At 57.4% G+C, this 25,696-nt stretch carries 20 protein-coding genes and 1 pseudogene; 10 read left to right on the plus strand and 11 right to left on the minus strand.

Annotation, left to right across the window (positions count from 1 at the left end; genetic code table 11):
- Positions 1-313: pseudogene (locus HMPREF9463_RS11060) on the minus strand (IS110 family transposase); the annotation flags it as partial.
- 143 nt (positions 314-456) lie between these two features.
- Here HMPREF9463_RS11060 and HMPREF9463_RS02605 point away from each other — a divergent pair.
- Complete coding sequence (locus HMPREF9463_RS02605) at positions 457-681, plus strand: alpha/beta hydrolase (RefSeq protein WP_035136950.1); 225 nt, start codon at positions 457-459, stop codon at positions 679-681.
- Between the two features lie 77 nt (positions 682-758).
- On the opposite strand, the gene HMPREF9463_RS02610 is transcribed toward HMPREF9463_RS02605, so the two are convergent.
- Positions 759-989: a hypothetical protein gene (locus HMPREF9463_RS02610; RefSeq protein ID WP_198019901.1), complete on the minus strand. Its 231-nt coding sequence runs from the start codon at positions 987-989 to the stop codon at positions 759-761.
- A 272-nt stretch (positions 990-1,261) separates the two neighbouring features.
- Positions 1,262-2,182, minus strand: a complete 921-nt coding sequence (locus HMPREF9463_RS02615; RefSeq protein WP_035136951.1) for an LPXTG cell wall anchor domain-containing protein — start codon at positions 2,180-2,182, stop codon at positions 1,262-1,264.
- A gap of 321 nt (positions 2,183-2,503) precedes the next feature.
- Here HMPREF9463_RS02615 and HMPREF9463_RS02620 point away from each other — a divergent pair, with 321 nt between their 5' ends.
- Positions 2,504-3,034: a flavodoxin family protein gene (locus HMPREF9463_RS02620; protein ID WP_035136952.1), complete on the plus strand. Its 531-nt coding sequence runs from the start codon at positions 2,504-2,506 to the stop codon at positions 3,032-3,034.
- 107 nt (positions 3,035-3,141) lie between these two features.
- Here HMPREF9463_RS02620 and HMPREF9463_RS02625 read toward each other — a convergent pair whose 3' ends face one another.
- The 3 genes from HMPREF9463_RS02625 to HMPREF9463_RS02635 form a co-directional block, all read right to left on the minus strand.
- Positions 3,142-4,236, minus strand: coding sequence for a P-loop NTPase family protein (locus tag HMPREF9463_RS02625; protein WP_035136953.1), 1,095 nt, complete (start codon positions 4,234-4,236; stop codon positions 3,142-3,144).
- Positions 4,237-4,503: 267 nt separating this feature from the next.
- Positions 4,504-6,744 carry a DNA gyrase subunit A gene (locus HMPREF9463_RS02630; RefSeq protein ID WP_035136954.1) on the minus strand — a complete coding sequence of 747 codons (2,241 nt, stop codon included), beginning with the start codon at positions 6,742-6,744 and terminating at the stop codon, positions 4,504-4,506.
- Between the two features lie 45 nt (positions 6,745-6,789).
- The gene (locus HMPREF9463_RS02635) at positions 6,790-8,787 is read right to left on the minus strand and encodes a DNA gyrase/topoisomerase IV subunit B (protein WP_035136955.1); all 1,998 of its coding nucleotides are present in this window, start codon (positions 8,785-8,787) and stop codon (positions 6,790-6,792) included.
- Between the two features lie 319 nt (positions 8,788-9,106).
- Here HMPREF9463_RS02635 and HMPREF9463_RS02640 point away from each other — a divergent pair, with 319 nt between their 5' ends.
- Positions 9,107-9,337, plus strand: coding sequence for a helix-turn-helix transcriptional regulator (locus HMPREF9463_RS02640; RefSeq protein ID WP_035136956.1), 231 nt, complete (start codon positions 9,107-9,109; stop codon positions 9,335-9,337).
- Between the two features lie 9 nt (positions 9,338-9,346).
- Positions 9,347-9,931 (plus strand): hypothetical protein, encoded by a 585-nt coding sequence (locus HMPREF9463_RS02645; protein ID WP_035136957.1) that lies wholly within the window; start codon positions 9,347-9,349, stop codon positions 9,929-9,931.
- 90 nt (positions 9,932-10,021) lie between these two features.
- Here the strand turns inward: HMPREF9463_RS02645 and HMPREF9463_RS02650 are convergent, their stop codons facing one another.
- The 4 genes from HMPREF9463_RS02650 to HMPREF9463_RS02665 all read right to left on the minus strand — a co-directional run bounded on the left by HMPREF9463_RS02650 (position 10,022) and on the right by HMPREF9463_RS02665 (position 17,439).
- A complete protein-coding gene (locus HMPREF9463_RS02650; protein ID WP_035136958.1) occupies positions 10,022-14,389 on the minus strand; it encodes a hypothetical protein in 4,368 nt (1,455 codons plus the stop codon).
- 155 nt (positions 14,390-14,544) lie between these two features.
- Entirely contained in the window at positions 14,545-15,549 is a 1,005-nt protein-coding gene (locus tag HMPREF9463_RS11065; RefSeq protein WP_052044024.1) for a helix-turn-helix domain-containing protein, read from the minus strand.
- Between the two features lie 67 nt (positions 15,550-15,616).
- The gene (locus tag HMPREF9463_RS02660) at positions 15,617-16,768 is read right to left on the minus strand and encodes a HAMP domain-containing sensor histidine kinase (RefSeq protein WP_035136960.1); all 1,152 of its coding nucleotides are present in this window, start codon (positions 16,766-16,768) and stop codon (positions 15,617-15,619) included.
- On the minus strand, positions 16,765-17,439 hold the full coding sequence (locus HMPREF9463_RS02665; RefSeq protein WP_304413058.1) for a response regulator transcription factor: 675 nt from the start codon (positions 17,437-17,439) through the stop codon (positions 16,765-16,767). The genes HMPREF9463_RS02660 and HMPREF9463_RS02665 overlap by 4 nt, the downstream gene beginning before the upstream one ends.
- A gap of 90 nt (positions 17,440-17,529) precedes the next feature.
- On the opposite strand from HMPREF9463_RS02665, the gene HMPREF9463_RS11550 reads away from it, so the two are divergent.
- The 5 genes from HMPREF9463_RS11550 (at position 17,530) to HMPREF9463_RS02690 (ending at position 24,087) form a co-directional block, all read left to right on the plus strand.
- Complete coding sequence (locus HMPREF9463_RS11550) at positions 17,530-17,676, plus strand: CD1871A family CXXC motif-containing protein (protein ID WP_035136962.1); 147 nt, start codon at positions 17,530-17,532, stop codon at positions 17,674-17,676.
- Positions 17,669-18,571 carry a 4Fe-4S binding protein gene (locus HMPREF9463_RS02675; protein ID WP_035136963.1) on the plus strand — a complete coding sequence of 301 codons (903 nt, stop codon included), beginning with the start codon at positions 17,669-17,671 and terminating at the stop codon, positions 18,569-18,571. The genes HMPREF9463_RS11550 and HMPREF9463_RS02675 overlap by 8 nt, the downstream gene beginning before the upstream one ends.
- 29 nt (positions 18,572-18,600) lie before the next feature.
- Positions 18,601-19,572, plus strand: coding sequence for a TlpA family protein disulfide reductase (locus tag HMPREF9463_RS02680; protein ID WP_035136964.1), 972 nt, complete (start codon positions 18,601-18,603; stop codon positions 19,570-19,572).
- Between the two features lie 253 nt (positions 19,573-19,825).
- Positions 19,826-23,080 carry an ATP-binding cassette domain-containing protein gene (locus HMPREF9463_RS02685; protein ID WP_035136965.1) on the plus strand — a complete coding sequence of 1,085 codons (3,255 nt, stop codon included), beginning with the start codon at positions 19,826-19,828 and terminating at the stop codon, positions 23,078-23,080.
- A gap of 53 nt (positions 23,081-23,133) precedes the next feature.
- Positions 23,134-24,087, plus strand: a complete 954-nt coding sequence (locus tag HMPREF9463_RS02690) for a tRNA dihydrouridine synthase (protein WP_035136966.1) — start codon at positions 23,134-23,136, stop codon at positions 24,085-24,087.
- Between the two features lie 143 nt (positions 24,088-24,230).
- On the opposite strand, the gene HMPREF9463_RS02695 is transcribed toward HMPREF9463_RS02690, so the two are convergent.
- Positions 24,231-24,497 carry a ribbon-helix-helix protein, CopG family gene (locus HMPREF9463_RS02695; protein WP_052044025.1) on the minus strand — a complete coding sequence of 89 codons (267 nt, stop codon included), beginning with the start codon at positions 24,495-24,497 and terminating at the stop codon, positions 24,231-24,233.
- A gap of 863 nt (positions 24,498-25,360) precedes the next feature.
- On the opposite strand from HMPREF9463_RS02695, the gene HMPREF9463_RS02700 reads away from it, so the two are divergent.
- Positions 25,361-25,696: transposase (locus HMPREF9463_RS02700; protein WP_198019903.1), on the plus strand; the 336-nt coding region annotated here is incomplete at its 3' end.

The raw sequence follows: 25,696 nt of genomic DNA on the forward strand, positions 1-25,696 counted from the left end.
CCATCCTGGCGGCGTCGTTCCTGTCGTTCTTGGAGGCCGAGTCGGCGGCCGACCTGGGGATCTTCGAGACCGCGGCGACGACGCACTCGACGCCGAGCCCGGCGAGCTCCCTTTGCGGGGCGAAGCCGAGGTAGCCGCTCTCGTAGGCCGCGAGCGACGGCCCGGGGAACCCATCCATCCACCCGGCGATCTCGCCCCAGGGGTTGCCGGGGAACCTCCTCGTCACGGCCTCGCCGGTGTCCGCGTCGAGGGCGCAGACGGTGGTCGACCTCAGGTGGACGTCCATCCCGAACGCGGTAGAATACTTTGGCATGGGAGCCTCCCAACCTCGTTGCGGCGCGGCTGCGCCTATGGCACTTCAACATCATTGTCGCAGCCCCGACCCGCGGTCACGAGCGGGGGCTCCTGTCTTTTTAGTGCCCTCGGATTGGGTCATAGTGTCTGTCGTTTTTGAATATGCCGATCTTGCAGTACGCCGGCGAGATCCGCTCCGCCGTGCTGCTGGTGCATGGCGAGAAGGCGCACTCCCGCTATTTCAGCGAAACCGCGTACAGCAAGCTGACGGGGGACAACAAGGAATTGCTCATTATCCCCGGTGCCAGTCACACCGACCTCAACGATCAGATGGACGTCATTCCGTTTGGAAAGCTGAAAGCGTTCTTTGAGGAGTATTTGAAATAAGACGCACCTTGCTTTTTACTTATTAACGGTCATGCATTTAGCGAGGACGGTTTGCGGCAAGACGCCTCGCCGCGCTACTAGTCGTCGGCCCGCGCCGCCGAGAGCAAGGCACCCAAGTCTGCCTGGATCGCCTCCGCCTTGTTTCCGAGCTGCAACGGGGCCGAGTCGCCCGAGATGTTTACGCTCAGCAGGTGCGCATCCGGCAGCTTTGCGGTCATGCTCCAGAACGGGAGCGTGATGATGCCGGGGGTCATCTCGCCCACGCCGAGCTCCAGCAACAGCACGCGGCCAGCTCCGCGCCCGCGCATGAAACGCTCGTATCGTTCGAGACTCTCGCGCCATACCGTGCCCAGCAAAAACGTGTCGTCTCGCACCCACGGCACAAGCTGCCAGCCGCAGTGCGGGCATCGGGGGACATCCTCGCTGCGGATCTCGAAGCCCGCACTGCCCACGTGGTTGTAATGATTGGCGTGAAGGCGGCCGTTGGAAAGAAACTCATTTCCGTGGGGAAGAAACTTCTCGGTGAGTAAAGCTCATCGGAGCGGGGATAGAGCTTTGTCTGCGGGGTACGAAATGCTGGCTAGCGGTTGCGACGCCTTGTTGCGGAAATACCAACTGCTGCAACTGCGCCACCGGCAACACTCAGGGCGACAGCCATCGCACCGTTGTCGCCCGTCGCGGGTAGGGTGGTCCTGGCTGGTTTAACCGCCGCTACTGCCTTAGTGGAAACGGGATTTGCCGCGGGCTTTTCTGCCTTGGGCTGCGGTGTGGGGTCGGGCTTGGTTTCCGGTTCGGGTTTGACCTCTGGGCTCGGTTTAACACTTGGATCGGGTTTGGAACCGCTCGTATCGGTTGCAATCAAGTGCACGTCGCTGTCGAAGACGTAGCGGATGTAGTAATCGTGCCGCGTCTCGTGCATAATCCCCTGCCCGCTGTCGAAGTCGCGGTCAACGTGTGTGCCAAGGCGGGTTGAGCTGGTGAGGTTCAGTCTGTAAGGGATTTGGTCGTCGGCGTAGCCGCCTGTAAAGACAGCGGTTGCTCTAACGTGATTGTCGATCATGGTCAGGGCAATAGAGACGCTGGCCTCTTTGGGGTTCTCGGTTTTTATAAGGCTTTCGGTATCGGTGTCGATCTTGAAGAGAAGGACGGTGTCGTTAAGCCCGTAGATGAAGTCTTCGGGTTTGTCGGGGAAATCGTATACAAACGCCTCATTCTGGACCAACATAAAGGCAGGAGGGAGCTCCAGGTCATAGTTATGGTCGACAACGGTGGTAGCCGTGAGGCTGCCTTCCGCGTTGGCTTCGTCGCAGGTAATGGGTGCTGCGACATCGGTTTCGGGCATTTCTGTCGCCAGTGCTGCGCAGGGTAGCAAAAGCAGTCCTGCCACAAGAATGCTTACTCCGAAGGCGGCGATTCTGGCGTCTGCATGACGCTTGACGTCGCGGATAGACAGGCCAGTCCGTTTGTTATGGGTCTGCGGTGCAACATGCTGTCCATACATAAGACGCTCCTTGTTCGTAGGCCGGTTTCCGCGGATCTATATTGCGCCTGGCCGATGCGGCTAGGCTCTTTCACGCGAACGCTTATGCGAGCAGGGAGAAAGCTCAAGCTAATTTTCTCACAGTCGATACTTTGCGAGCAACGATTTGCTGTTCAATTCTCGGAGAGAGAATCAAGGTGGCCGAGGAGTTATCAGGCAATGAGATTGTGTCTAGAGAACACGAACGAGAGATGCGATCTACAGACGACTGAATAGCTCCATCCGTTTTGGTTACAACGAAATGTATGCCGCGCGCCTGCGGCATGAAGAAGGGAGATTCTTATGAATATCGTTGTATTGAGCGGTAGCCCGCGCAAGGGCGCCAATACCGACACCATGGTCGAGGCGTTTGCTGAGACCGCGCGTGAGGGTGGCCATACGGTCGAGGTCATCCGCGTTGCCAGTAAGAAAATCGCTGGTTGTCTGGGGTGTCAGTATTGCTTCGCCCACGAGGGCACTTGCGTGCAGAAGGATGACATGGCCAACGTGATCGAGTCGCTGAAAGACGCCGACATGGTTGTCTTCGCTTCGCCTATCTACTGGTTTGATATCACTGCGCAGGAGAAGGCCGCCATCGATCGCCTATACGCCTTCGGTGCTACGGGCTTCCCGTTCACCAAGACGGCCCTTTTACTCGATAGCCACAGCGAGGGCGTCTATGATGCGGCGATCGCCATGTACAAGTCAACCTGTGCGTACTGCAAGTGGGAGGACCAGGGCATTATCACCATCAGCGGTATGACCGAGCGCGAAAGCATGGCATCGTCGCCCAAGTTGGAAGAGGTGCGAGAGCTCGCTCGCAAGCTCGCCTAAGGACAAGAAGAACGCATGGCAATCGGTGTTGGCGGAAAGCCTACTTCCCTTACCAAGAGGATTACTGATTGCCATGCGTTGATGTCCTTATGGACAATCTCCGCGTGCTAGGAGACTTTCTCGCTCAGGAACTCCCTGAATGCGGGGATGTCAAAGCCAACGAGACCACGCCCACGTTCCCCGATGACGCCGTCCTCGAGAAGGCGGCGTTTGTATTGGCTTGCGTAGTTGCTGGCGACGCCCATGCGTTTGGCTATCTCCGAGACCCTGCTGGGGCCAGAATCGGGCAGCATCGCGAGTAAAAACTCAATGTCTTTATCGGAAAGCTCTCGATAGGTCGTTTCGAGAATGCGATCACGCAGCTCCATGCGTGCGAGTAGGGAACCCTGCTGGACATCGGATGCACTGATTTGGGGCGAGTTCTCCGAAACATCCCAAGTGCGATATCCGACGAGCTGCATCATGTAGGGGAATCCGTCGACGGCCTTCACAGCATTCTCGAGCGCTTCTGGTGTGATTGAACGTCCTCCGGCCTCAACGGTTTTGCGAAACGCGTTTGCAATTTCAACGTCAGTGATTCGTCCTAACTGATGATATTGGGAACGCCTGAGGAACGAGACGGAATCGTTACGCAGCAACGCCGATACTTTGTAGGGCAGTCCTGCCATGAGTAGGGCAACTTTTTTACCTTCGCGTACAAAGTGCTGGTAAACAGAGGCAAATTGAAGCATTTCTTCGAGATCGACGGTGACTTCATCGATGGTAATGAGAAGTCCGATGTCATGTTTTTCGAGTTGCTTAAAGATGCCATTCATGCGTGTGCGCCAGTTGCCCTGGACCTCTTGAGCATATGTCCAATCGATGCCCACTGGACCAATTTGAACGCCGTTTATGCGCGCATGAGGCTGTGAGAGGTAGCTATCTGCGGCTTCTTTGGTTCGCTCGATAATATCTTCGAGCATGCCTGGCATGGCGGAGACATTTGCTGCGATCCAACCGTGTTCAAGCGCCGTTTCTGAAAGGAGCGAGAGAAGCGCCGTCTTGCCCGTTCCCCTTGCGCCCGTAAAAATAGTCGACAGGTTTGGATCTCCCGGGCCGTTGATAAAACCACGGTTGATGTCACGCAGAATATGCTCGCGACCCGCTAGAAAGGGAGGGATACTTCCGAACGTCGGGGTAAAGGGGTTCTTGCTGTACTCCATGGTGTCTCCTTTGCAAGTTTTGCTAATTTTTGCAAGTTTTGCTAATTTTTGCAAGTTTTGCTAATTTTTGCAAGTTTTGCTAACGACCGACCAAAGGGTATCGAAGCAGTGACGCTGACATTTTTTAACGCAGAAAAATAAGCAGAAATCAATTAATCTGCGTTAAGAAATAGTTGAGAAGAAAAGCGACGAGTCCCGGGCGCAATGCCGTTGCGCTCCGGGCCTCGTCGCTTTGCGAAGTATCTAACGGTCTCGTTGCCGTGGTACCTAGTCAAACAGGCTCGGCATGTCGTTTTCCTTCATGAGGGCACCGGCTGAGGGGAGGCTCTGCGCGGTGAACTTCTCGGCCGAGACGCCGGCGCCAAGAATCTCCTCGGTCGTGCCGACGGTGGTGACCGAGCGGCCCTTCTTGGCGGTAAAGGCCTGGACACCCTGCGTGTTGGTGGTCGTCTTGGTCTTGAGCAGCGACGTGTTGAAGTTCATCAAACGATAGTCGCTCGAGACCAGCGCGATGTCACGATCTGTGTTGAGCACCTGGGCATACAGCAGCTTGCTGCCACCGTAGATGGCGTTCTTGAGGCGTTTGCGGTTGGTCTTGGTGACGTATCCAGAAAGCGCGACGCGCACCACGCGGCCGTTCTCAAAGACAAACAGCACGTCGGCCTTGTAGTCCTCGGGGTCGATGACCCAGATGACACTCTCGTCGGGTTCCATCTCAAGATCGGTCGGCAGGTACGAGCCCAGCTGGGCCGACTTGGTATCCTCAAACGTCGCGACCTTGCACTTGTATACCTGACTCTTGTTGGTAAACACGAGCAGCTCGTGCGTGTTGGAGGACGGGAACTCGATAAAGGGCTTATCGCCGTCCTTGTACTTGAGCGTGGTCGCCTTCTTGAGCACGCGGCCCGTCATCTTCTTAAGGTAGCCATCGCGCGAGAGCATGATGGTCACCGGGTACTCCTCGACCTCGGGCTCCAGGCTTACCTCGACGACCTCATGGGGCTCGATCCTGCCCGTGCGGCGCGGCATCACATATTTCTTGTTGACCGCGGCCAGCTCGTCGCTGATGACCTTCTTGATGTTCTCCTCGCTGGAGAGGATCTCCTCAAGCTCGGCAATCTCACCCTCGAGCTTAGCGATGTCCTTGGTGCGGTTGAGAATGTACTCTTCGTTAATGTTGCGGAGCTTGAGTTCGGCAACAAACTCGGCCTGGGTCTCGTCGATGTCGAAGCCGCGCATAAGGTTGGGCACGACCTCGGCCTCGAGCTTGGTGCCACGGATGATGGCGATCGCCTTGTCGATGTCGAGCAAGATAGCCTCGAGGCCGTGCAGCAGGTGCAGGCGCTCGGACTTTTTTCCCAGGTCAAAGTTAATGCGGCGACGCGTGGACTCAATACGCCACTTGACCCACTCGTGCAGGATCTGACGCACGCCCATAACGCGAGGGTAACCATCGACCAACACGTTGAAGTTGCACGAGAACGAATCCTGCAGCGTGGTCGAGCGATAGAGCTTGGCCATGAGCTTGTCGGGGTCGACGCCGCGCTTAAGGTCGATGGCGATGCGCAAGCCCGAGAGGTCGGTTTCGTCGCGGATGTCAGCGATCTCCTTGACCTTGCCCTCTTTGGAGAGCTTGACGATGCGCTCGATGATGACATCGGTCTTGGTGGTGTAGGGGATCTCGTAGACCTCGATAATGCGCTCTTCGGGAATCCAGCGCCAGCGGGAGCGGATCTGGAAGCTACCAAGGCCGGTCTCGATAATCTTTTCCATCTCCTCGCGGCGGTAGATGATCTCGCCGCCGGTCGAGAAGTCGGGCATGGGCATGTACTCGAGCAGATCGCAGTCGGGATCCTTGAGGTAATGCATCGTGGCAGTACAGACCTCGTTGAGGTTGAAACCGCAGATGTCGGATGCCATGGCGACGCCGATGCCCTTATTGGCCGAGACAAGGATGTTGGGAAACGTGGTGGGCAGCAGGCGCGGTTCCTTCATGGCGCCGTCGTAGCTGTCGACGAAGTCGACCGGATCCTTGTCGATGTCCTTGAAGATCTCGGCGCTGATGGGGGAGAGCTTGGCCTCGGTATAACGCGAAGCGGCGTAGCTCAGGTCACCCGAATAGTACTTGCCAAAGTTGCCCTTCGACTCCACGAAGGGAGCGAGCAGTGCCTCATTGCCGGTGGCCAGACGCACCATCGTTTCGTAGATCGCGGCGTCACCGTGCGGATTGAGCTTCATGGTCTGGCCCACGATGTTGGCGCTCTTCTGGCGCTCACCCTTGAGCAGACCCATCTTGTACATGGTGTAGAGCAGCTTGCGGTGCGAGGGCTTAAAGCCGTCGATCTCGGGGAACGCACGCGAGACGTTGACGCTCATGGCGTAGGGCATGTAGTTGACCTCGAGCGTCTGCGTGATCGGCTGGTCGGTGACCTCGGAGTGCAGACCGATGACGTTCTCGGCGTTGACCTGCTTTTTCTTTGGCTGGTTTTTCGTCTTCTTCTTTGCCACGATTTCCTCTTGAACTTCTTATGGGCCGTCGTAATCGATTTGCTGCTATTGCAGGTCCAGCTGGTCCAGGTATTCCTTGCCGTGCTCAGAGATATGGCGCTTGCGGCCTGCCTCGTCATTGCCCAGCAACAGGTTGAACATGGTCTCCATCTTGGTGACGTCCTCGGGTTCCACCTTGATCAGGCGACGCGTCTCGGGGTTCATGGTGGTGAGCCACATCATGTCCGGGTCGTTCTCACCAAGACCCTTGGAGCGGTTGATGGAGCACTTTTGGTCGCCAATCTCCTTGAGGATGCCGTTCTTCTCGAGCTCGGTGTAGGCAAAGTAGGTCTTCTCTTTGCAGTTGATCTCGTAGAGCGGCGATTCGGCGATATACACGTAACCTTCGTCGATAAGCGTGGGCACCAGGCGGTAGAGCATGGTGAGCACGAGCGTGCGGATGTGATAACCGTCGACGTCGGCGTCCGTACAGATGATGACCTTGTTCCAGTTGAGGTTGTCCAGGTCAAAGGCACCAAGGTTTTTGATGCGCTTGTCCTTGATCTCCACGCCGCAGCCCAGCACGCGCATGAGGTCCATGATGATGTCGGACTTAAAGATGCGCGGATAGTCTTCCTTCAGGCAGTTGAGGATCTTACCGCGGACGGGCATAACGCCTTGGAACTCGGCATCGCGCGAGGTGCGAATGGCGCCTGCTGCCGAGTCGCCCTCTACGATGTAGATCTCGCGGCGGCTCTTGTCCTTGGAGCGGCAGTCGATGAACTTCTGCACGCGGTTGGCCATGTCGGTCTTCTGCTGTAGGTTGGTCTTGATGCTCTGACGCGTCTTCTCGGCGTTCTCGCGCGAACGCTTGTTGATGAGCACCTGCTCCATGATCTTGTTGGCAGCGTCTTTGTTCTCGATTAGGTAGGTCGAGAGCCGCTCCTTAAAGAAGGCCGTCATGGCCTGCTGGATAAAGCGGTTATTGATGGCCTTCTTGGTCTGGTTTTCGTAGGACGTCTGGGTGGAGAAGCAGTTGGTTACCAGCACCAGACAGTCCTGGACGTCCTGCCATTTGATGCCGCTCTCGTTTTTGTTGTACTTGCCCTGTTGCTTAATGTAAGCATCGATGGCACTGGTCAGAGCGCTGCGGGCGGCCTTCTCGGGCGAGCCGCCATTCTCGAGCCACGATGAGTTGTGGTAGTACTCCTGCATCATGAAGGTGCGCGAGAAGCACATGCACGCGGTGATCTTTACATTGTAGTCGGGCAGGTCCTCGCGATCGCGACCGCGACGATCGGCCTCGATAAAGAAGGGCTCGGTGAGGTAGTCGGTACCGACCTTCTCGAGCACGTAGTCTTCGATGCCCTTGGGGTAGCAAAAATCCTCTTCGGAAAACTCGCTATCGTCGCCTTCGATGCGCAGACGGAAGGTCACGTTGGCGTTGACCACGGCCTGGCGGCGCATTGTCTCGCGATACCAATCGTGGGGGATGCTGATGGAGGTAAAGACCTCAAGATCGGGACGCCACTTAATGGTGGTGCCGGTGCGATCCTCGCTGCTGGGCTCAATCTCGAGTGCCTTCTTTTTGGCACCGACGACCTTGCCCTTCTTAAAGTGCAGGGAGTACTTGTTGCCGTCGCGCCAAACCGTGACGTCCATGTATTCGGAGGCGTACTGGGTTGCGCATGAGCCCAGGCCGTTGGTGCCGAGCGAGAAGTCGTAGTCGCCGCCCTGGTTATTGTTGTATTTGCCGCCGGCGTAGAGCTCGCAAAAGACGAGTTCCCAGTTAAAGCGCTTCTCGGAGGGGTTCCAGTCGAGCGGGCAGCCGCGGCCGTTGTCCTCTACCTGAATGGAACCATCGCGAAAGGCGGTAAGGGTGATGAGCTTGCCGTAGCCCTGGCGCGCCTCGTCAACGGCGTTGGACAGGATCTCGAAGGCGGCATGCGCGCAGCCGTCGAGTCCGTCCGAGCCAAAGATGACGGCGGGGCGCAGGCGTACGCGCTCCTCGTCCTTGAGCTGGCGGATACTGTCGTTACCATAGTTTGCGGTGTTTTTTGCCATACTCGCTCTCTCGGTGCTCCTTTGCTGCGTTTAAGTCATATAGATAGTCAAGGTAGCATAGCCCAGCCCACAGACGATTCCACCCAACACGAAATCCATCGAACAATCGTTCGGAGTTCGATGGAGATTCGTTTACTCGGACAAAACCGAGTCGGCTCTGTCCGAGTAAGTTTGAATAGCGAATCGAAATTGCTATGTCCGCATAGCGATGGCGGATATGGTTTCCGTAATGACAGATATAGTTGACATTGGCTGATAGATGCAATATATATGTGTCATGTTGCAACGGATATCTGTCCATTACTACGAAAGGAACTCCATGCCGGGCAAAAAGAACCTCCGCATGAAAGCGGCGCGCGCGGCGGCTGGCCTTTCGCAAGCCGACTTGGCCCAGGCCGTGGGCGTTACGCGCCAGACTATCGGCCTAATCGAAGCGGGCGGCTATAACCCCACGCTCAATTTATGTGTGGCGATCTGCAAAGCGCTACGCGTTACGTTGAACGATCTGTTTTGGGAAGACGGGATCGACGTCGACCCTAACGCTCTTTAGGAGTCCACTATGAAATTTGAAGATCTGAAAATCGTGCAAAAGTGGCGTGAATATGCCGGCCCAAAGGACGAGCGCCTGGAGGCGGAAAGCGCAAAGATCTACAAGATTGGTTTCGTGCTGCTTTCGTTTGGCATGTTGATGATCTTTTTCTACCAGTTTATAGCTCGACAGGTTGCGTGGGTTCACAGCGACGCCAGTGAAATGCCGCATGGCTTTGCAACGCCGTTTGAGGCAGCCATGTATTTGTGGCTCGTTCTCGTGATGTTGATTTGCGCAGGGCTGCAAACGCGGAAGGGCTATGTCGACACCAATCGTTTTGGGCAAACCGAGCATCTTCCTGTTGGATATTTCCTGCTTCTCAGCGGTCTTAGCGGCGCCGCGTTCGCGCTTGTTATTGCCGCAATGCGCTGTATTGCTGAGGCGCAGATCGTACCACTCGAAAGCGTCTTTTGGTTGGCGAACCTGGCCACGGGCGTGTTCTGCGGTGCGACGATTTTCGCGGCCACGTTTACTGTCCTGTGCGCAACGTTTTTCACGGCGAAAAGACGCCGTGCCAAGCTCGAGGCAGAACTCGACTCCCCTGATGATATCTAATGCGAAATGGGCTGGCTCTGGGTATCCAGAACCAGCCCATTTTGATGTTCAATGAGCCGAGTCGGCGTCTCTCACAAAAGTAACTAGGAGCTAGCGAGGCCTATCCGAATTGACCTCATTGGCGGTGTCGGTTTCGAGCGCCGTGCGGCGGGCGCTGTAGGCGACGAGGCCGGCACCAGCTGCGGCGAGTGCTGCAGCGGCTGCCATGAGGGGAGCGTTGACATCGCTCGTGCCGGCGAGCGGGCCCGCTTTTCCGGGGCGCTTGTTATTGCCGTGATCCTTGCCGCTGCCAGAGCCACTGCCGCTACCGGAGCTGCTTCCGCCGGAGCCACCTCCACTCGTGCCGCCCTCGCCGTCGACCGTCATCGGTGCATCGTGAAGCCCCGTCGTATCCGCGTTGTCGCATACGCCGACCTGAACTTCTGAGCGTTCGCATGCCGCGTCGGGCACATGAAGCTCGTGCAGCACGGCACCCAGCGCTGAGTTTGCGCCCGGTCGAATTTCCTCGAGCGTTACGGGATCGAGTGCCACCAGGTCACGCGCCTTCGCATACAGCGTTACGCGTTTGCCCACTTCATCGCTCCAGCTCTCGGGGATGGCGAAGCTCATGCGGAACTGTGCCGTGCAACCCGGTGCCAGCACGGCGTTGCCGTTGTCGGCAACCAGCGGGTGCGTCGCAAAACGTGTGCCCAGCGTCTCGACTGCGTACTTCACGTGTGCCATGTCGTTGGCCGAAGCATCCTCGGCAAGCTCCGGATCGTAGATCGAAGCCATGCGTGCGTTCGCGTCGAATCCGATGGATGCGCTGGAGAACGGCTGACTGGAACCCTCTCGGTACAGATCGATCGTGCCGGCGGTCAGCAAGGTGTTGCCGTCGTTTCGCACCGTGACCATGAAGGATTCGCCTGCTGCTCCGGGCACCACCGCGCCCGAGGTAGCGACCGCGCCCGTCGGAGTGGCACACGCCACCAAGGGTACTTCGATGCCGTGCAGCTCTGCCTCGCTCTGCTCGGCACTCACAATGTGCGTGGCGAGCGCGGAGAGCATGCCTCCCGACGTCAAAAATGTCGTTATCTGATCGACGGGATGGTCCAGCTCGCACATCACGAACGGCTCCGTGAACAGATCGCCTGCCAAGGTGCTGGCGAAGATGCGGAAGTGCTTGCCCATCACCGCTACCGGGTTGCCTTCTTCGTCGTAGGTCTGTCCCACCTTGCCGTCGGTGTTCTCTACGTACATCACGCACCGGCCGTTGTCGCTTACGCTAAACGATGCCGGGCCACAGCCTGCGGCACTCACGGGCTGCGTTGCAAATGCCGATGCGCCTCGCGTCCAAGTAATATGCTGCAGTCGCTCGTTGACGGTAGCCAAAAAGCCCGTGTGCTGCGGCCACGGCACCGCGTGGGGTACTGCGGCATCTGGCGACATAACGCCCCAACCCGCGATGGATTGGCCGATCACGGCGTACGATGCGCAGCCACAACCGCTTACAGTATCGTATGCAACGGGCACCACCATTTTGCCGTTGATATTCTCGGGCGCGCCCAGCTCGATACTCGACGGTGCCTGCGAAAAGCGGAGAACTTGGCGGAACGTCAGGCTGTCGCCCGAAACGTCCGACCACAGGGTAAAGCACTCCAGCGCAACCTCAGCCTCGCTGCCGAGCGCCTTCTCTGCGGTGGTTCCGCGGCGGTGGAGGTAGGCACCCGACAGGCGCCCGTCGACCAGCGTCTTGCCCACCGTGATGCGTGGGCACTGCAGGCAATGGTAGCCATCCTCCTGAAGGCGACCGCGAGAGATGCTGCGCCATGACGCATGCGACACCACGCGGATCTCGTCATTACTTATGCGCAGACGCACAACGGACAGTATGCCGGATGTGCTCGCCGTATCGAAAAGGGTGTTGTCGCCGGCGGGGCGCTCGCCCGAGACCAGCAGCACGTAGGCGTCTTGGTTTCCTCTTCCGTCCTTATATTCCACCACGTCGAAGTCGTAATCGTATATGCCGTCGCGCTCCACGTCGCCCTCGCCAAACCCAAGGGGGAAGTCCACGGGCGTGGGAGCGGACCACGTGCCGTTCGTCTTTGTATGCACCACCAGGCGCGAACGACCATTCTCGCCGTAGCGCACCGAGGCGATACGGAATAGGCACTCCACGCCGGCAATCATCGTTAGCTTCATGTGGGCTTCGCTGAGCACGCCGGAAAACAGCACGTTGTCGCTCGAGGGTTTTATGCCGCCACGCTCGTCCTCCGACACGCCGGCAGAATTGGCGTTGGGGTCCGCAACGGCGTTCGTCGCCTGCCCGATATAGGTGTACTCATACATCGGTGCGGCGTTTTTGTCGTTTCCCATCAGTGCGTGGACGAAATGCTCAACCTGTCCTGTGTCGTCGCTTTCTGCATCTGCCTCGAGCTCAATGCGCGTGACCGCTTGATCCCAATCGCGCACGACAGGCGCAACGTTTGCGGCAGTGGCATTAACCTCGGCGCGTGCGAGCAGTTCGGCGTTGGTGACGATGGTGGCCGATGCGATAAATTGCGGCACGCCGCCCGCCTCGGCGTTGCCGGCCGAGCCGAAGCAGGCATCCAGCGTGTAAGGCGTATCTCCGCCCAATGCGAGTTCAGAGCGCTGGAGTACATACTGGTCGCCGTTGCTCACCGACATATTCCACGAATCGAGGAGTGTGGGCCACGATCCCGACCAAGCTTTGGTGGTCCACTTGAACATGACGAACTGGAGCATCACATCGACATCGACGTCTGCACCTACGCGCAGTCGCGGAAGCTGGTGTCCATCTGCCTTCTCATACCCAATGAACAGCGTGAGGGATGCGGCGCCGCGCACGGCAGACGAAGCGACGCCTGCAACGCCGGCGCCAAAGGTGACGGCAAGCCCGATCTGGATGGTGAACGAGCCCGACGTGTTTGAATAGTCGAGCGATATGTTCTTGAAAAACGCCGCGCCGCTACCGTGCGTGTGGGCGCCCACGGCGAGCGCCAGTTTTGCCAGCACCCAGGGGTTGACGTTTAGGAAAAACGGCACCGGTCCTAGGGTAAACTGCTCGGTCCAATTGAGGTCGGTTCTTACCTGGAAGAGGGCTTTAATATTGCCGTATGCGGGGTCGTTGTTGTTGCCCCAGGTTTTGCCCACCCAATCGTAGGCGAGCGAGCCGTACAGCTGTGTGGCGATATCCATCGTGAACAGCGGCGTGCAATGGTGGCGAAGGAGCTTGGTGTTTCTTGGATCGGTGCCCGAACCGGCACTCATACTCTTATATTGATTCCACTTCCCCTCCATTTCGTCGAGGTAACGGTTTGCCTGCTTGGCGCCCGACTCGCGTGGCGATTTCTTCCAGTATTCCGGATCAGGGTTGCCCGAATCGTTCATATAGCTGGCTGGTTTGTATCCTCCGCCAAACAGCACGTATCCAGCAAACGAGAAATCGAAGAGGATCGGAAATGTGGGCATCCAGCACGTGAACTTATTGCCGCCGATGCCGGGAAACGCCGCGGGGAAATCAAACGGAGTGATCTCTTGGTCCATGGTGGTGGGGACGATAGTGGTCGAGCCCGATTCCGCCTTTGCGGCCGGCGCGGTGACAACGGCCATGGGGGAGGAGAGCGTGTAGGTTTTGCCCTGATAGTCGAGGACAAAGCGCAGCTTGCACCCTTCTTCCAGAAGGCCCGATGCCGCATCGAGGAACTTGTCTTCGAGTGTGAACGTTGCCAGATTATTCGCACCCGATGCACTGGCCTTGATCTGGCCGATCTGTGTGACGGTTTCGGCTGAGCTGCCCGTGGCGGGCAATACCTTGTTGATGCACAGCGTTGCCTGTCCACCCTGTGGCAGATGTGCCTGCACGGTAAAGGAGTGCGTATCGGGCTGCCCGTTTGCCGTGTCGTCCTTCGGCAATGCCATGAACGTGGCTTCAGCGTACTGGATGTCCCATTCGTCGAATGTGAGCTGGCGGAAGTACGGCTCGCCGTCGGAAAGCGGACGCGTGGGCGCGGTTATGGCGGTGCCGCCCTGGATACGCGCAAGGGGAATCTCGACATCACGGTAGCCCGCCATGCTAATGGAGATGCCACCGTTAAAGTCGTACGCGTCGAGAAGCGTTGCCTCGTCCACGTAGCCTTCCGAAAGAGGGGCGATCTCAAAGATGGCCGTGCCTTCTTCATCGGTAGTGGCGGTGAGCTGCTTGCCTGCGGCATAGCGCGATGTGAGCGTGACCTGGGCACCCGTGATGGGCGTATTCTTGTTGGCGACGTCGACCACGACCACACCAAACATGGTGCGCGAGAGAACGAGCACCCTGAAAGGGTCTTTTTCGTCGGCATAGGCTTCGGTGGGCGCGAACGGCAATATGAAGGCGTTTGCGCTTCCCGGCACGCGCGGCAACATAATGCTCGCCAGCGAGGACGCTCCGGCAACAAGTAACGAACGGCGATCAAGCATCTTTGGCTCCCATCCCGCAGGTATCGGTGGAAATAATCCAATTTTGCGAGAAGGCGCCCCGTGGCGGTAGTGTCGTTCAAGGGTCAAAATGTCCAAATTGATCGAGCGAAGCGCCGGGTTCCGGAACGCGTTCGATGCGCTTGGTAGTCCGGTCGCTAACGTAACATATGCGCGACCAGCTCGGCGCGTGTGCCGATGCCAAGCTTTGCGTATACGCCGGATAGGCGGTTTTTGACGGTGCCCGGCGATACTCCCATGTGGCGTGCGATTTCGGCGTTGGTCCACCCACGACAGGCGAGCATGGCCATGGTGAATTCCGTGGTCGTCAGGTCGTCGGCTACGTCCTCGCCCGAATCGGGGTTGTGGATGCGTCGCCAGCCGTAGCTGAAGCGGTATGTGATCTCGATGATGCGCGCGAAGTCGTCAGGGTATTGCGTTTTTAGGCACGCCTCGATAAGCCCCTGCAAAAGGCCGTGGTGCTCGCCGATGAGCTCGATAAGGCCGTCGGGACGCGCAATGTCCCAAGCAGTTCCGAAGTGCGTTTTTGCGGCGTCGATGTCCTTGAGACTCATACAGGCCATGGAAGCTGCCAGGTGCAGGAACAGCTCCGAGATGGGATAACTTCCCTGTTTCATGATCAGGGCGTTTTCCGCCATGCCCAGACTGCGGCCATATTCGCCGCGCAGGTACAGGGCATGCGCCATCACGTAGCTGGCGAAAAGGCGCAGGCCTTCGGGCAGATGCGCCGCAAGCGGATAAAACTCTTCGGCGGAATACGGGGAAGGCAAGTGCAGCAGGACGCTCGCGGCCGAGGCGAACAGGATATGCGTGGCGTGGACGGCGGGCGACTCCTCGTCAGCCGGCGTATCGAGGATGCCAGCAAGGCACCGGCGGGCGTCGGCGATACGGTTGAGCGACAGGCTGGCATATCCGCAGATAAAGCATGCGGAATAGCGCAGCGCGGGATCGGTGGCGTCAAGATAGGGGCGCGCCGTCTTGGCAGCGAGGGCGGCCTGTCCGCGAAAGTACAGCGCTTCTGCCGTGGCAATGGCGCGCGAATCGGGGTCGGAAATGCCTGCAACCGCAGCGTCAATCTGCCCCGGCACAAAGGCGGTGCACATCAACGGCATGGGAACGCATGGGTAGCCATCGCAGTCCATCTTCCATCTCCCAACAGTTGGCAACAATGCAGCAATTGTACCCCTGTTGCTCGGGACCCCTTTCGTTTTACTGTTCGGTTGACGCTGCGGATCGTTTTGGAAGGCTTACGAGCATGGTGGTCCCGTTCTCGGAACTTGCTTCGACCTCTACAGCGCCACCGTGAAGCGCTGCAATCTCCCAAACGAGCGCTAGCCCGAGTCCTGCGCCGCCGTATGCCCTGCTGCGGGATTTGTCTAGACGAAAGAACGGCTGGAAGATGCTCTCACGGTACTGCTTGGGTATTCCCGGGCCCTGGTCCTCGACTCGCAGGAACACGTGGCTGTCGTTGTCGCAGATGGAGACGTTGACAGTCGAGCCGGAGCGGCTGTAGCGGATAGCGTTTTCGACCAGGTTGAACACCAGCCGGTACAGCAGCGTGTCGCTCCCGATTACTAAAGCGTCTCCAGCACAATTGAGGGCTATGCCTTTATTTTCGGCAAGTGGTGCAAGATCGGTGAGGATCTCTTCGGACAGGGGACCGAGTTCAACATCGTCCTCGCAAGGAACGCTGCGGAGCTCACTCATCTCGAGCAATACCTTGGTCATTCGAGACATGCGCTCGGTTTGTTCTTGTAGCAGGCCGAGCAGCTCGGCTGTTTCGGGTTGCAAACCGGAGTGCTCGGAGATGAATAGTTCAATCTGTGCTTGCATAAGGGCGAGCGGGGTGCGCAGCTCGTGTGCGGCGTTGCCGGTAAACTGACGCTGTGCAGAGAACCCTTCGCCAAGACGGGCGATCATGTCGTTGAAAGAGGCGCTGCATCGTTGTAGCTCGGTGGGCACATCTTCACTGAGTCTGATTTCGCTTAGGTTGTCAGGCTGCACACGCTCAACCTGGGCTGCAAAAGCCCGTAGCGGTTTGAGCGCACGGCCGCTCACAAAGTATGCCAGCACGCCGTCAAGGAGTGTGACTCCAGCCGTGATGCACCAGGTTGTCGTGCCAAAAGACTCCTGTGCGTCGTTTACGACGATCGTGACCTTGTCATCGGGGGTCGCTTTCGTTGGGTCGAACGCCTGGGGCGAATCTTCGCCGGTTGCGCTAAAGGCCGAGATGTTGCTGCCGATGGCATCCATGTAGCGCATGCCCGTATAGCCGACCAGGCAGTTCGTCAGCACGCACGCTGCGCACGTCAGCAGTGCCGTCATAATCGTTATGCGCCATTGCAGCGAAAGCCCTTTCATTCGCCATCCTCCATAACGTAGCCCTCTCCAATCCGATTGCGAATCGGGTCGTATCCCAAAGCGCTGCGTAGCTTTTTGCGGAGTGACGAGATGTGAACGCGGGTTGCGTTGCTAAAGCTGTTCACGCTGCTATCCCAAACGTGCTCGATAAGCTCCTCTTGACTTACCGGACGCCCCTGATTAAGCATCAGGTATTCCAAGATTCCCGTTTCCTTGCGTGTAAGAGATAAAGCCTCGCTGTCCACGGAAGCGATGCGCGCCTTGGTGTCAAAGCGGAGCTTTCCGCAGGTTAAAACTATGTCGCTTTGTGCAAAGCGCCTGAGGGTAAGGCTGCGGATCCTTGCCGCAAGCTCGTCAAGATGAAACGGCTTGGTAAGGTAATCGTTGGCGCCGGCATCGAGTCCGGCGACTTTATCGGATACTTCGCCACGTGCGGACAGAATCAGTACCTTGGTCTCGCAGTCGGTTTTTCTAAGTTCCCTGAGCACGGTCATGCCATCGATACGGGGAAGGTTGAGGTCGAGTACCACGAGGTCAAAGACTTCGACGCCCAGTAGGTCGAGCGCCTCCTGCCCGTCGTGGCAGCAGTCGACGCTGTACGCCAAGTTTCGCAAGCTGCGTGCGATTGCATCGCACAGTGCTCGCTCGTCTTCGACGATCAAAATACGCATAACAGTCTCCTTGCACATTCCAAATCGCGCTTAACACGGATTTTATAGTCGATATGGTCCAATGGTCGCGTAACGAAAGGAGTGGTTGGGTTGTTCAAAGCGGTAAAACCCGTGGTACAGGTCGCTTTGTTAATCGTCGGAATTACCATGGTGTGCTTTGGTGTTATGCGTGGCGAGGCGGATGCCGTGCTGGCCAAAGCGATTAGGCTGTGCTTGGAGTGTATCGGAATTGGATAAAAGAGAAAACACTGCGTCGCATGTTTTGGCCCGATTTCGCGGATTCATTCAGGCGGCGGCAACACTTATTACCAACATTCACCTGCCAAACTTTGCCAAAGGCGGCATCTATCAGGGCGCGGGAAAAACAGTCTGCGTACCTGGACTTAATTGCTATTCGTGCCCCGCGGCATCGGGTGCGTGCCCCATCGGGTCGTTCCAGTCGGTGGTAGGCTCATCCAAGTTCAACTTTTCTTACTACGTCACCGGTACGCTCATTTTGCTCGGCGTGCTGCTGGGACGCTTTGTATGCGGCTTTCTGTGCCCGTTTGGCTGGCTGCAGGAGCTGCTTCACAAGATTCTCGGCAAAAAGTTCTCCACGAAAAAGCTCAAGCCGCTCACGTACATCAAGTACGTCGTGCTGCTGTTTGCCGTGGTGCTGCTGCCCGTCTTGGTGGTTAACGACGTGGGCATGGGCGACCCGTTCTTTTGTAAGTACATCTGTCCACAGGGTGTGCTCGAGGGCGCCATTCCGCTGGCCATCGCCAATGTCGGCATTCGATCTGCGTTGGGACATCTCTTTACTTGGAAACTTGCCGTTCTCATTGCCGTGGTAGTGCTGAGCGTTTTGTTCTACCGCCCCTTCTGCAAATGGATTTGTCCACTCGGCGCATTCTATGCGCTCATGAATAGGGTGTCCCTACTGGGGATCCGGGTCGATGCATGCAAATGTGTCTCGTGCGGCAAGTGCTCAAAGGTTTGTCAGATGGACGTTGATGTGGTCCGCGCGCCCAATCATGCCGAATGTATCCGGTGCGGAAAGTGCATCGGGGCCTGTCCCGTCGATGCCATCAGCTATCGCTATGGCCTGGATGTGTCGGCGGAAAAGCTTCCCTTGACCGCCGATAAAAAGTAAACAAGCTTCGACAAAACGGAGGAATGACTATGAAGCTTTCTAAGATTGCGGCCCTGTTTATGGTGCCGGTATTGGCCTTGTGCCTTGTGGCATGTTCGGCGCCCGGTGGCAATGCGAGCGAATCTGCGAGCTCCGATCCTAAGATCGCAGAACTCACTGATCAGAAGCCGGCCAATGCCGACGAGGCCGCCGAGCTGTATGCGAAGCTCATGCAGAAGGAGAACGAGATCTTTTCGAGTGATAACGCGCTGTGGGAAAAGGTATTCAATGCGGCAAATAAAGACTCGGCAATGATTGAGGACGGCAGCAATTACGGCGATTTTCTGCTCAAGACCATCGACGGCGCCAAGGATGAGTTCACGGCGGATGAGCTTAAGACGCTCAAGACCGGTGCACAGCAGATCAAGGAGATCGAGGACAAGCTCGAGAGCCTGGAGAAGGAGTTCCCCGGCTGTGGAAGCACGCCGAGTGCAGGCGAGAGCGTCGACGCTTCGACCGCTGGCATGACGGCTGGTGCCAATGCTTCGAGCGAGGCGACGAAGTTCCCCAGCTTTACGGGCAAGGACCTGGATGGCAACGACGTGAACAGCGACGAGCTGTTCTCTAAGAACAAAGTCACCGTCATGAACTTCTGGTTCACTACTTGCAAGCCGTGCGTGGGCGAGCTGGGCGATCTTGAGAAACTGAATCAGGAGCTTGCCAAGAAGGGCGGCCAGGTCGTGGGCGTCAATTCCTTTACGCTCGATGGCAACAAGGGCGAGATTGCAGATGCCAAGGACGTGCTGAGCAAGAAGAGCGTGACATATAAGAACATCTGGTTCAAGTCGGATAGCGAAGCCGGTAAGTTTACGTCAAATTTGTTCTCGTTCCCGACAACGTATGTCATCGATCAGAATGGCAACATCGTAGGGGATCCAATCGTGGGAGCCATCAGCTCCGCCGAGCAGCGCGCAGCACTCAACAAACTTATCGACCAGGCGATTGCGAATAGCGAGCAGTAAAAAACGCATAAAGCATGGCGAGGATCGTGCGCCGCTGTGCGAAGTAGTCCGCTACCTTTCAAGATAAGCTCCACCATATAGAGGTCCCGCTCGGGACCTCTTCTTTTGGGCGCCGTCCCGTTCGTTTTTTGGCGCGGTTCGTTACATTCCTCACTGGTGTCGGTGAAAAATGGGGATAGAGTAGGACAAACGCGTCGAATACGAACGGCGGGGGAGAGCGGGCAGGGTGCCTGCGCAGGAGAGGTTGCCGTCCATGCTGGAGCTCAAGGATATTTGCAAGCGATACGTTACGCAGTCGTTTACGCAGGTGGCGCTCGACAGCGTAAGCCTGTCTTTTCGCGATAACGAGTTCGTGGCTATTCTGGGTCCCTCGGGTTCGGGTAAAACTACGATGCTCAATGTTATCGGCGGGCTGGATCACTTTGATTCTGGCGACCTGCTGATTGACGGCATCTCGACCAAGGACTTTCACGATCGCGATTGGGATGCCTATCGCAACAACCGCATCGGCTTTGTGTTCCAAAGCTATAACCTCATTCCGCATCAGACCATTTTGGAAAACGTGGAGCTGGCGCTCACGCTCACGGGCGTGGGGCACGCCGAGCGCCGCCAGCGTGCGCGCGAGGCGTTGGAGAAAGTCGGCCTGGGCGAGCACGTTAACAAGCGCCCGAGCCAGCTTTCGGGTGGACAGATGCAGCGTGTGGCCATCGCCCGCGCCCTGATTAATGATCCCGAGATTGTGCTGGCAGACGAGCCGACTGGTGCCCTGGACTCAACGACATCCGTACAGGTCATGGATCTGCTCAAGGACGTGGCACGCGACCGCCTGGTTATCATGGTCACGCACAATCCCGAGCTGGCGTACCAGTACGCCACGCGCATCGTCAACCTGGCGGACGGCAAAATCACCGACGATTCCGACCCTTTCGATGTCGCTGACGCCACGCGCCGCGAGGCCAAGCCTACACGCAAAACCTCGATGAGCTTTGTGACGGCGCTGGGGCTTTCTGCCCGAAACCTTATGACCAAGAAGGGCCGTACGGCCATGACTGCCTTTGCGGGCTCGATTGGCATTATCGGTATCGCGGCGATCCTGGCGCTCTCCAATGGCGTAAACGGCTACATCAAAAAGGTCGAGGAGGACACGCTCTCGAGCTACCCGCTCACCATCTCCAAGCAGGACTACGACCTGTCGTCCATGATGGGCGGACAGGGGGCCGCGGATGAGGAGGCGTCCAACGGCGAGGATTCGTCCGACGACAGTGCCGGCGGCAAGGCTAAGGGAACCGATAAAATTCCCGTGGTTACGGCCGTAAAGGATATGTTTGCAAGCGTTAAGTCCAACGACATGACGAGCTTTAAGACATGGCTCGATGCCGGTGGCGACGGCATCGATAAAGAGGTCAACGCCATTCAGTACGGCTACGGTGTATCGCCGGTTGTCTATCGTGCCGGCAAGGGCGATGAGAAGCCTGTCCGGCTGGTGCCCAACGCCATGACCGAGGCCATGAGTGGAGGCGCGAGCTCGGCGGCAACGGTGAGCATGGAATCCATGGGAACCTCAGTCTTTAACGAGATGATCGACGACCAGAGCCTGCTCGACAGCCAGTACGATGTCGTCGCCGGTCATTGGCCCACGTCTGCCAACGAAGCCGTGATGGTGCTTTCGAGCCGCGGTACGGTGGGTGACTACACGCTCTATAGCATCGGTGCGCTGGACATCGATGAGCTTAACAATCTGGTTAACAGCGCTATGACGGCTGACGGTGGGGTCGAAGCGCCCGAGACCGGTACCGACTTTACCTACGACGATGCGTTGTCTACCACGTTTAAGGTGCTGTCGCCGGCCGATGCGTATCGCAAAAACGAAGAGACCGGCATGTGGACTGACATGTCTGGCGACGCCGACTTTATGGCAGCCAAGGTTGCCGACGGTATCGACGTGCACATTGTGGGCGTGGTGCGACCCAACGAGACGGCCAACGCGAGCGCGTTGTCCCCGGGCATTGCCTATACGCACGCGCTGACTCGCCAGCTTATGGAGCGCGCCGCCGATTCGCAGATTGTGCGGGAGCAACTCGACCACCCCGAGACGGATGTCTTTACGGGCAAAACCTTCGACGAACTGCAAGGCGAGGCCAAGCAAGGCGTGAATCTGGGCAGCATGTTCAGTGTGGACGAGGCGGCGCTCAAGAGCGCGTTTTCGTTCGATACATCTGCGCTCTCGGGTGCAGCCGGCGGTATGGACCTTTCTGGCATCGATCTGTCGGGGCTGGACATTGACCTTTCGGGCGTTGGCAAGGACATCGACTTCAGCGACATCATGGCAAAAGCGCCAACCCCAGATTTCTCGGGTATCTTTGACGGTCTGGAACTCACGCCCGAGCAAATGCAGCAGGTGGGAACACTAGCCAACCAGCTGTTTGAGGGCATTTTGCAGTCTGATCAGTTTAAGGCGCTGTCGCCCGAAGATCTTAAGGACGCGTCAAAGCTCTCTGCCGCATTCTCGACGTATCTTGAGAGTGATACGGCAGCCCAGCAAATCCTGGCCCAGCTCAAAGCACTCGGCGGCGATGCCCTGGCCGAGCGTCTGCAGCAGGCGATGAGCGACTATGTGCAAAAGCAGCTGGCTCCGTATCTGCAGCAGGCTATGGATCAGGTGATGAAGGCAATCAGCGAGCAGATAGCGTCGACGGTATCATCCCAGCTCAAGGCGGGCGCGGCAGGGCTTATGGACCAGATGGCGACGCAGATGTCTTCGAGTTTTGCCAACCTAGCGAGCGCTATGCGTGTGGATGCGAGCGCCTTTGCCCGCGCCATCCATTTCAACATGGACGCCGAGGACCTGAGTTCGCTCATGATGAGCTATGCCAAGGCGTCGAAGCTCACCTATGATAACAATCTGGCCACACTGGGCTATGCGGACGAGGCCGATCCCATCTCGGTTAAGATTTTCCCGCGCGACTTTGAGGCCAAGGAGCGCGTACTCGATCACATCGATGCGTACAACAAGCAGGTCAAAGCCGCTGGCCACGATGATCGGGCAATTTCGTACACAGACTACATGGGTATCATCATGGGTTCGGTGACCGACATCGTGAACACCATCAGCTTGGTGCTCATCGCATTCGTGAGTATCAGCCTGGTCGTGAGCTCCATCATGATCGGCATCATCACATACATCAGCGTGCTGGAGCGCAAAAAGGAGATTGGCATCCTGCGCGCGATCGGCGCGTCGAAGCGCAACGTGGCCAACGTATTCAATGCCGAGACCTTTATCGAAGGCCTCATCGCCGGCGTCTTTGCCATTATCGTCGTGGTGCTCGTGAGTTTTCCGGTTAATACCTGGGCGCTTGCTGCCAAACAGGTACCCAATCTGATGAGCTTGCCCGTGCGGGATGCGCTGGTGCTCATCGCGATTTCGGTGCTGTTGACGGTCGTTGCCGGCCTGCTGCCTGCCCGCAGCGCATCCAAGAAGGACCCCGTCGAAGCCCTACGCTCCGAATAATGTGACAAAGGGACAGTCCCTTTGTCACATTCGTTGATATGAGAGAAGAGTAGATGATTCTATCGTTGGCCCCTATGGAGGGGATTACCGGGCATGTGTTCCGTCGCGTGCATGCGGAGTGCTTCGGCGCGCTCGATTGCTATTACACGCCGTTTTTGCCGCCGCCGCGGGTGGGAAATCGCTTTGGCGGCAAGGCGTTTAAGGAGATCGATCCTGCCAATAACCAGGGGCTCAACGTAGTGCCTCAGCTGATGTCCAAGAACGCGGACGAGTTTGTGTGGGCGGCACAGGTGCTCGCCGACATGGGCTACCGCGAGGTCAATCTCAACTTGGGTTGCCCTTCGGGAACGGTTGTCGCCAAGGGCAAGGGCTCGGGTTTCTTGCGCAATCTCGACGAGCTCGAGGCGTTCTTAAGCGATGTGTGCGAGCGGTCGCCGTTGCCGGTATCGGTAAAGACCAGGCTGGGGTTGGAACGCGATGACGAGTATGAACGTGTGCTCGATCTGTATTGCCGCATGCCGTTGGCAGAGCTGATTGTGCACCCGCGCGTACAGAAGGACCGTTATACGGGCTCGCCGCGCAAGGAGTTTTACGGCGAGACGCTGGAGCGTGCGCCGTTTCCGGTGGCCTATAACGGCGACATTTTCGATCTTGAGGATATGGACGCGCTGGCGGAGGCCTATCCCGACACGCGCCATGTAATGCTAGGGCGTGGCCTGCTCGCGAACCCCGCGCTGGCTCGCATGGTTAAGGGCGGTCCTGCTGCCACGGCAACCGAACTGCAGCGTTTCCACGACACGCTGTTTGCGGTCTATGCAGAAGAGATTGACGGCAACGCGGTCTTTCGTATGAAGGAGTGGTGGTTCTACGCCAAGTGCGCTTTCGCCGACCCCGCTACCGTTCACAAGCTCGTACGTAAGACCAAAAAGGTCGACGAATACCGCGCCGCCGTCGAGCGGGTCTTTCGCGAGCAGCCACTCGCACCCATAGCTCGCTTCCGCGGCTAGTTAGTCATCGGGGACGTTCTTTAGCGACTAGTCATTTAAGAACGTCCCCGATGACTACCCGCAAAAACTGTACGTCAGCATCCAAAGATGTCGAAAAATGTCGACTTTGGATGCTGGCGTACATGTTTGGGTTCGGAGGGTGACTAGGCAATCATCGCATCGAGTGTGATGAGCTCCCTGAGTCGCTCCGTACGTGTTTGCCCATGGCGCTTCGCTTTTGCATCAAACGCTTCAAGAACCGATTCGCCCACACGTGCCGATAAAACAACGCTCGGCTCATCGGAGATTGGTGGCCTTCCCAACTTGATGGTGCGACCTTTCGGCCACTCATCTTTTTCGTAGGCTTCCGCGGCTTTCTTCAACTCTCCGGGAGCAAACCCCATCATCTTTTCGAGCTGCTTAGCATCCATGGCGCCTCCTATCGATCGACATAATGTCGAGCGCCGGTTCTCGGATTCTCTTTTTGTATACAATTTTGTAGACAAAAATACAAGCAGTTCATCGGGCTAATTAGCTTGTTTTGACCTGCCTGTTCGATAGGAAATGAGCATTGACGGCTTCGATACTCCTTTGCTTTTCAGCCTGGAATTTGGATGCTCATTGAACTTCCGGAGGGGAGCGCTTTATTAAGCTATCGAGATTCTGAGCAGGAGCTCTCACTGGTCTTCGGTAATGGGGCCAGCTTAATTCGCGACACAGTGTGTCGCGAATGGGAGTAGTCGTTAGGTGTCCTTCAATGGCTACTCATATAAGAACGTTCAAGTGTCGGATTTTGTCATTTAGTGTCGCTCTCAGCGACTATTCTGGAGGGTCGTGGTCAAAAAAGGGCAAATATGAGTACTGTTGCCATTATGGTTGCATTTATTTGCTATAAATTGTAGCTCCTGATGAGATTTGTTCCCATTAAGAGCTACTTTTATTGAACATATGAGGAGAAATAACGTCGTCTGCGGACGAGTGGAACGTTGAATAGTTCCTGAAGTGATCAAAATCGCTGCTACTAAACAGGTAGCAGTACTCATATTTGCCCTTTTTTGACCACAGCCCTCTCGGAAACCTTTCCAGAGGCGTCAAACAGCCATAATCCAAAGGTCTCCTCAAACAATTAGCCGGCCAAGAGCGTCCATGACTACCAAAAAGCTGTACGCCAGCATCCAAAGATGGTAGCGCGCAGAGATGTGGTGTAAGAGGCGGGGCATACCCCGCCTCTTCCCTTTCTTGAAAGGGAGGGGACACCGCCTAGAATTCGTCGTTGGAGTAATGAAGGTGACGAATGGAAGGAAAGGCGATGCCCCAAGAAGAGAGTGTACTGCGCCTCGGCCGCGACGAGGCCCTCGAGGCGGCGAGGCTTTGGCAGGAGTGCGGCGACGCGCGCGAGTTCGCGTGCAGGGTGCTGGGCGGCGTGATGAACGCGCTGATGGACTCCGAGGCCCAGCAGATGTGCGGCGCGGGCCGCAACGAGCGCAGCGACGGCAGGGAGAACAGCCGCAACGGCTACCGCCCCAGGTCGCTCAAGACCGCCGTGGGCGACGTGGAGCTCGAGATACCCAAGCTCAGGCACGGCACCTACTACCCCGAGGGCATGCTCGCGCGATGGTCGCGCGTCGAC

Origin of the sequence: Collinsella sp. 4_8_47FAA (assembly GCF_000763055.1) — a bacterium.
Classification (GTDB): Bacteria; Actinomycetota; Coriobacteriia; order Coriobacteriales; family Coriobacteriaceae; genus Collinsella.

Coding starts and splice junctions, on each gene's coding strand:
- HMPREF9463_RS02605 (WP_035136950.1), top strand. CDS start 457: ATGCCGATCTTGCAGTACGCCGGCGAGATCCGCTCCGCCGTGCTGCTG.
- HMPREF9463_RS02610 (WP_198019901.1), bottom strand. CDS start 989: ATGCGCGGGCGCGGAGCTGGCCGCGTGCTGTTGCTGGAGCTCGGCGTG.
- HMPREF9463_RS02615 (WP_035136951.1), bottom strand. CDS start 2,182: ATGTATGGACAGCATGTTGCACCGCAGACCCATAACAAACGGACTGGC.
- HMPREF9463_RS02620 (WP_035136952.1), top strand. CDS start 2,504: ATGAATATCGTTGTATTGAGCGGTAGCCCGCGCAAGGGCGCCAATACC.
- HMPREF9463_RS02625 (WP_035136953.1), bottom strand. CDS start 4,236: ATGGAGTACAGCAAGAACCCCTTTACCCCGACGTTCGGAAGTATCCCT.
- HMPREF9463_RS02635 (WP_035136955.1), bottom strand. CDS start 8,787: ATGGCAAAAAACACCGCAAACTATGGTAACGACAGTATCCGCCAGCTC.
- HMPREF9463_RS02640 (WP_035136956.1), top strand. CDS start 9,107: ATGCCGGGCAAAAAGAACCTCCGCATGAAAGCGGCGCGCGCGGCGGCT.
- HMPREF9463_RS02645 (WP_035136957.1), top strand. CDS start 9,347: ATGAAATTTGAAGATCTGAAAATCGTGCAAAAGTGGCGTGAATATGCC.
- HMPREF9463_RS02650 (WP_035136958.1), bottom strand. CDS start 14,389: ATGCTTGATCGCCGTTCGTTACTTGTTGCCGGAGCGTCCTCGCTGGCG.
- HMPREF9463_RS11065 (WP_052044024.1), bottom strand. CDS start 15,549: ATGGACTGCGATGGCTACCCATGCGTTCCCATGCCGTTGATGTGCACC.
- HMPREF9463_RS02660 (WP_035136960.1), bottom strand. CDS start 16,768: ATGAAAGGGCTTTCGCTGCAATGGCGCATAACGATTATGACGGCACTG.
- HMPREF9463_RS02665 (WP_304413058.1), bottom strand. CDS start 17,439: ATGCGTATTTTGATCGTCGAAGACGAGCGAGCACTGTGCGATGCAATC.
- HMPREF9463_RS02680 (WP_035136964.1), top strand. CDS start 18,601: ATGAAGCTTTCTAAGATTGCGGCCCTGTTTATGGTGCCGGTATTGGCC.
- HMPREF9463_RS02685 (WP_035136965.1), top strand. CDS start 19,826: ATGCTGGAGCTCAAGGATATTTGCAAGCGATACGTTACGCAGTCGTTT.
- HMPREF9463_RS02690 (WP_035136966.1), top strand. CDS start 23,134: ATGATTCTATCGTTGGCCCCTATGGAGGGGATTACCGGGCATGTGTTC.
- HMPREF9463_RS02695 (WP_052044025.1), bottom strand. CDS start 24,497: ATGGATGCTAAGCAGCTCGAAAAGATGATGGGGTTTGCTCCCGGAGAG.